This is a genomic window from Deltaproteobacteria bacterium (assembly GCA_016210005.1).
In the GTDB taxonomy this organism is placed as follows: Bacteria; Desulfobacterota; Binatia; order HRBIN30; family JACQVA1; genus JACQVA1.
The window spans coordinates 25,417-31,958 of sequence record JACQVA010000189.1 but is presented as its reverse complement, the minus strand read 5'-3'; the positions used below and the strand labels follow the sequence as shown (position 1 = coordinate 31,958).

Below are 6,542 nucleotides of genomic sequence, written 5' to 3'. Positions count from 1 at the left end.
GGGGTATTCCGTCATGCCCGCAATCCTTAAGCGGGCATCCAGGGGCGGGCATCCAGGGGCGGTGGGGCTCCGGATGGATTCCCGCCTTCGCGGGAATGACGGAGGGAAATCTGCGCGCCACGCCAAGACTTTCGGCCATAGTAGTTCAGGGTGAGCGGAAAGCCTTGCGGCGCAAGCATTATCCCGCTCACGCTGAGCCCTTCGACAGCGCGGGCTGCCGCCCGCAGCCCAACTGGGATGCGGCCCAGGGTGGAGCGCGACCTCCGGGCGCGCCCAGGGGCTGGCCACGGCGAGCGGCGCGTTGCGCGCCCGGGAGGGCTTCAGGTCAGGAGACCCTTCAAAATACGTCAGCGCACTTATTACTTATGAATGGCGATAGTAAGCCTAAGATGGTCGTTCGAGTTCATGCCGCAGCGAGCGGGTCATGATCCTCTCGTACAGCGCCGGAAATATCTTGTTGAGAACCAGTGTGGTCTTTCCTACGGCCGTGAGCACCAGCAGGCGTTGGCTGCGACTGGCCGCGGCCAATACCGCGGCGGCAACGTTGTCGGGCGAGGCCACTTTGCCCACGGTCGACTGCGGGTGGCGGGTGACGCTGCCGTCACCATCGAGTGCAGCGGTGCCGATACCGGTGGCGGTGAAGCCGGGGCACACGATCATCACGTCGACACCGCTGCCCGCCAGCTCCGCCCGCAACGAGGAGAACAAGCCCTGACAGGCGTGCTTGGCGGCAGCGTAACCGCTGCGCCCGAGCAGGGGGGCAAAGCCGGCGATCGAGCTGATGGCGATGATCAACCCCTGCCGCCGCCGCAGGCTCGGCAGGGCCGCTTTAGTGCAATACAGCGCGCCGAAGAAGTTCACCGCCATCACCTTGTGAAAGACCACGCTCTCGGTGTCGGCGAAGGCGCTACGGTGCGTGATGCCGGCGTTGTTGATCAAGACGTCGATGCCGCCGAAGTGCTCGATTACGGCGTTGATGGCCGCCTGGCACGTAGCTTCGTCGCTCACGTCGCACGGGAGCGCGCGGCAGTCGACACCGCGCCCTGCCAACTCGGCAGCAACCGCGGAGACATTGGCTGCGTTAACGTCCAGCAATGCCAGCTTGGCTCCCGCTTGGGCGAAGCGCCGGCTGTAGGCCGCACCCAAGCCGCCGCCGGCGCCGGTGACAACGACCACCTTGCCGCTGAAGTCACGCCGGCGCGCCATAACCTCGGGCCTCGACGAAAAGCTCGAATACCTCGCGCGTGCTCTTGCGCGGGATGTAGCCGAACTCCTCTTTGAGCCGGCGATTGGCCAGCACCGGGCGATAGCGCAGGAAGTTCACTTGCTCCGGGCCGTACTGCGTCAGCCCGAGCTTCTTGAGCAGCCAGAGGGCGCCGCTGATCAGCCCAGGAGGAATCGCGAGGTACGGCCTGTGCAACAGTGCCGCAATTTCGCGCAGCGTGAGCGTGCCGTCGCCGGCCATGTTGAAGATGCCGCTACCGCCGTCGTGCAGGCCGCGCAGGATGCCGCCGACCACGTCCTGATCCCAGATGATTACGAACGGGCTGCTGGCGCCGCTCAGCCCGAGGACGTAGCGCTTGTCGAACAGGTCGGTGATCTGATTCTTGGTCCGCGCACCGAGAATCGTGCCGGGACGAAAGATCAGCTGCAACAACTGCGGATGCTCGTGCCGCCAGCGCGCCAGCATTTCTTCCACCAGCCGCTTGTGATCGGAATAGGCGAACTCGGGGTTGCCGCGCAGGGCATCATGCTCGTCGAGCCAAGGCGGGTTGTCGGCGTGGTAGCCGTAGGCCGCGCCGCTGCTGGTGTAGATGAGCTTGCGTACCCCGGCGGCCAAGCCGGCCTGCAGAACATTCTGTGTGCCGAGCACGTCAACCTGGTATTCCAACTCACGGTTCGACTTGCGGCCGGGGGTGACGATGGCGGCGAGGTGCACGACCACCTCGACGCGGTGGCGCGCGAGCAATTCGCGCAGGTCCGCCGAGCGAACATCGGCGACCGCGTACTCGACGCCGGCGCGGCGCTCGGCCTCGGGTGGTAGGCGGATGTCGCTGGCGACGATGGTCCGCAACCCGCGCCGGTCATCGGCCAGGGCCGCGATCAGCTGGCGGCCGAGGTAGCCGCCGGCGCCGGTGACAAGCACCGACCGATAGGGGAGCTGCTCCGCGGACCCGGCCTCAGCGCGGCCCTGCTTGTCGCTTGCAGTTTCTGGTTGCCGGCTGTCCATTGGCCGCGTCACTCGCCGGCTGGTTCCTGGTGCATGTCTTTGAAGTAGCGCAGGCCGGGGGCGAACATGTGGGCTGTGGGATCGACGTCAACGTGGATCACCGCGCAGCGCTTCTCGGCCAGGGCGCGGTGCAACGCCGGCTCCAGCTCGGCTGGGTCGGAGACGCGCTCGCCGTACGCGCCCATCGCATCGGCCAGCCGATCCCAGGCGATCTCGCCGAGGTCGGTGTTAATCGTGCGGCTGTTATCCGGGCCCAATGCCGTCTTGAACATGTGCCGCACCGGTTCGAGCGCGAACATCTGGTTGATCTTGACCATACCCCACTGGCGGTCGCAGCAGACCAAGAAGACGACCTTGAGCTGGTGGCGCACGGCGGTTTCGATCTCCTGCATGTTGAAGCCCATCGCCCCGTCACCGATGATGCAGTACACCTGCTTGTCCGGGCGCGCGACTGCGGCCGCGAGCGCTTGACCGACGCCGGCGCCGAGATGCCCGAAATGAGCGGTCGAAAGCTGAGTGTTCGGCACCCGCAGCTCGGTGAAGAAGTTGCCCCACACGGCGGTGTTGCCGCCGTCGAAGACCACCACCGCATCGTCATCGAACACCCGGCGACAAGCCACCGGCACGTGCCCGGTGATCATCGGTGCTTGGCGATTGGCCAGCACCGCATCCAAGGCGGCGCGATCCGCGGCTTTCTCTTCCGCCAAGGTCGCCACCGTCGCGCGGCGCTCGGCCAGCGGCATCTTGCCCCGCAGCGCCGGCAGCCGTTCGCTGAGAGCGCGGAGAAACAGCTTGGCGTCGGCGAGGATGCTGAGGTCAGCCGGGCGATTGCGCCCGAGTTTGCCGTCGTCGATGTCGACCTGAATCAGTTTTTGTTTGCTCGGCGGCGCCCAGTAGGGCGCTTTGCCCCACCAGTCGGTTTCGCCGAGTTCGGAGCCGAGGCACAGCACCACGTCGGCAACGTTGCGCACGTGGTTGCAAGCCTCGATATGCACCATCGGCCACGCCAGCGGTGAGGTCTCGCGCAGCACACCACGCGCGCTCCACGAGGTTGTTACCGGCGCGTGGAGGAGCTCGGCCACTTGCTCCAATTCGCTGAAGCCCTGGGCGTGAATGATACCGCTGCCGGCGTGAAGCAGCGGCAGCTTGGCGGCCGCCAGCATCGCGCAAGCGCGCTCGACCTGGTCAGGTGGTGGAGGAACCGGATCGACACGGCGATACTGGTGCGGCAGCAGCAACGCCGGCTCCGGCCCCATGCCGTTTATGAGGTTCTCCGGCACGTCGAGATGAACCACGCCGGGGCGGCCGGAGTGACACGCGCGCAGCGCCTGGCGCAGCAGCTCGCCGATGCGCTCGAACGAGGGCACAGACTGTGACCACTTCGCCATCCCGCCGATGACCTTCACCTGGTCGAAGCACTGATAGGCGCCGCCGCGGTCCGGGTAGGTGATACCGGTGCGGCGTGAGCTAGTCACCAGCAGCACCCGGTTACCCTCGCCGTTCTCGACCGCGACGCCGGCGAGCATGTTGGCCACGCCGGGTCCGTTGCTGGCGATGCAGACCCCGAGCCGGCCGGTGAGCCGGGCGTAAGCCCCGGCCATATGCGCCGCCACCGCCTCGTGACGGGGCGTGATCATCTCCATGCCCAACTCGACACAGTGGGCAAACAGCTGGGTGTAGGTGCCGTCTACGATGCCGAAGAGCTTCTCAACGCCCTCGTTTCTCAGCATCTTGGCGATGATTGCTCCGCCGCTCGTCTCCGCCATGGTTCGCCGTTCCTCCTGAGCTGCTTCCGTCTGGCCGCGCCCGCGCTGTCCCTCGCATGATCCGAAACAAAGCGCAACGTCACCCCCGCCGGCGGGCGTCGGCGGGGTGCGCGCCTACAATTCTGGACAACTGCTATCGGGCAAGATCTGAGCGGCGATCCCAGACCCCGGCTGCGCCGGCACTCAGCGAGCGCCGCAGAGGTACGGGCTGGGAGCCGGTAGCTCCGGAACCTCGGCCTGGCGCGGGCGGCTGACAGCCGACTGCTGGCAGCCCAGCGGCTAGTGCTTCAACGCCAGCGCACCCACCTGCGGCGCGACCAGGCGCGCGAAGTCAGCGTACTTCATTCGCACCGTTTGGGTATGCGTGCCAGCGTTGAAGACGATCTCGTCGTCCCTTGCCAGCGCCTCGTCCACCCAGACCGGAACGTTGAAGAGGTTACCGAACGGGGGCATGGCACCAGCTTCGCACTTTGGAAACAGCGGGGCGAATTCTTGCTCCGCCGCCAGCCGCAGGTCGGGCTTCCCCAGCAACTCCCGGGCACGCGCCAGGTCTACGTGATAGGGCGCCGGCAGCACCACCATCACGAAGTCCCCGCCGCTCCGGAGCATGACCACCTTGGCCACCTCGATGCCGGGCACGTGCTCGGCCGCCGCCACCTCCTGGGCGGTAAAGGCTTGCCGGTGTGAGGCTACCTCGTAGCGAACGCTGTTACTGTCTAGGAAGTCGCGCAACTTCATAAGGATCGGCATGGCTTAGCCCTCCTTGGCTCCTTCAGGTTACTGGCGCGATTCACGATCCGTACCCAGAGCCACCGGCTCCGAGAATCGCCACCATTGCCGCACCGGCTTCCGACCGACGCCACAGCGTCAGCCGCCGGTTCTCGCCGGTGCAAATAGTGCGGGTATATGCGGGTAAGGTGACGCCTACCAAGGGCGGCCGCGAACGGTGCCGGCTATAGTCGGGTTCTCGTCAGTTCGCGTAGCGCGCGCTCGATCGCCGCGCGCGGTTCGGCAGCCGCGCCGGAAGTGTCCACCACCAGGTGGTCAGCACGCTCGTCAGCGCCAAATGGCTGGTAGCCGCGCCGCTGTTCGAGGTACACGTTCCAGCCAGCGTCCGAAGGGGAGGCGTCCTCGCCCGCCCGCTGATCGAGGCGGCGGCGGATCTCTTGCTCATGACAGCGGCACTCGACGAAGAGCAGCGCTACGCTCAGCGCCTGCGCCAGCTGCCGCAGCGCCTCGCGATCGCTGCGGCGTTGGAAGGTGGCGTCAAGGATCACTCCCCGCCCAGCACCGATCAGCCCCTGGGTGCGCGCCAACAACGCGCCGTAAGTGGCGGCACTGTGCTCCGGCGAGTACAGGCCGGCGGCGTAGTCTTCCGGCACCCGCGCCGATGGGGGCAAGCCGGCAATCTCTTTGCGGACAATGTCGGAACTGACGTGCCGATAGCCGGTGCGTTCGGCGAGGGCGGCCGCAATGCTCGACTTGCCGCTGCCGCTGAGGCCGCAGAGCGCAACCACACCAGGGCGGCTGCCCCAGGTGTAGCGATACGCCAAGGCGAAATGGTGCCGGGCACTGGCCCGCGCTGCTGCCTGTTGATCGTCACCGACTTCGGCCTCCGCGCTCTTCAGGCTGTCGACCTTGCCGCGCACGTAGGCGCGGTAGCAGGCGTAGAAAGGCACCAACTGCTTTATCTGCTCATCCCCCGATTCTGCTGCGTAGCGGGCCACCAGATGATCCGCCAAGTCCGGGCGACCGTGGTATTCAAGGTCCATGGCCAGAAACGCCACATCCGAGGCCACGTCACAGTAGCGAAACCGTTGATTGAACTCGATACAGTCAAAGATCACCAGGCCGTTGGTGAAGCAGATGTGCTCGCTGTGCAGATCACCGTGGCACTCGCGGATACGGCGCTCGCTTTGACGCCGGCGAAACAGCGGGGCGTTGCGAGCAAGGAAATCGCGGCTGAAGTCTTGGATGGCGTCGTCGTCGGCAGCCACCGCCGTCACCCCGCGAAACGGACGAACGCCGGCATAGTTTTCGCCCAGCACCTGCCAGATCGCTGCCGGGTCCCCATTCGCGGTCACCTCGTCGCCGCAATCGGCTTGCGCGTGAAATGCCGCCAGCCGGGCTGCGATGCGCTCGATCATGGCGGCCGTCACCTCACCGCGGTCGAGCAAACGATCGAGCGTGCGATCGTCGGGTAGGCGATGCATGTGGACGGCGTACTCGACGGCCTCAGGATCACCGTCCGCGCCCAGCCGATAGCCGGCAGCGCCGCGGCAGATAGCCACCACCCCGAGGTAGACCTCGGCCGCCAGCCGGCGGTTCAAGCGCACTTCCTGGTGGCAAAAGTGGTGACGCCGGGCGAGGGTTGAGAAGTCGAGAAAGGAAAACCGCACCGCCTTCTTGAGCTTGTAGACTTGGTCACCGGCGAGGAGCACGTAAGATATATGGCTCTGCACCAACTCCACCGCCGCCGGCCGATGGGGGTAGAATTCCGGCCGCAGCATCGCGGCAATCAGCTCGGGTAGTGCCATGCGATCGGT

At 66.3% G+C, this 6,542-nt stretch carries 5 protein-coding genes; all 5 read right to left on the bottom strand.

Features of this window, described 5'->3' with window-relative positions; genetic code table 11:
* Positions 1–384 precede the first annotated feature (384 nt).
* The 5 genes from HY699_18395 to HY699_18375 all read right to left on the bottom strand — a co-directional run bounded on the left by HY699_18395 (position 385) and on the right by HY699_18375 (position 6,533).
* Complete coding sequence (locus HY699_18395; protein ID MBI4517780.1) at positions 385–1,206, bottom strand: SDR family oxidoreductase; 822 nt, start codon at positions 1,204–1,206, stop codon at positions 385–387.
* Positions 1,190–2,230: an SDR family oxidoreductase gene (locus HY699_18390; GenBank protein MBI4517779.1), complete on the bottom strand. Its 1,041-nt coding sequence runs from the start codon at positions 2,228–2,230 to the stop codon at positions 1,190–1,192. The genes HY699_18395 and HY699_18390 overlap by 17 nt, the downstream gene beginning before the upstream one ends.
* Positions 2,231–2,238: 8 nt before the next feature.
* Entirely contained in the window at positions 2,239–3,996 is a 1,758-nt protein-coding gene (locus HY699_18385; GenBank protein ID MBI4517778.1) for a thiamine pyrophosphate-binding protein, read from the bottom strand.
* A gap of 279 nt (positions 3,997–4,275) precedes the next feature.
* Positions 4,276–4,746 carry a YbaK/EbsC family protein gene (locus tag HY699_18380; protein ID MBI4517777.1) on the bottom strand — a complete coding sequence of 157 codons (471 nt, stop codon included), beginning with the start codon at positions 4,744–4,746 and terminating at the stop codon, positions 4,276–4,278.
* A gap of 203 nt (positions 4,747–4,949) precedes the next feature.
* Positions 4,950–6,533 (bottom strand): AAA family ATPase, encoded by a 1,584-nt coding sequence (locus HY699_18375; protein MBI4517776.1) that lies wholly within the window; start codon positions 6,531–6,533, stop codon positions 4,950–4,952.
* Positions 6,534–6,542 lie beyond the last annotated feature (9 nt).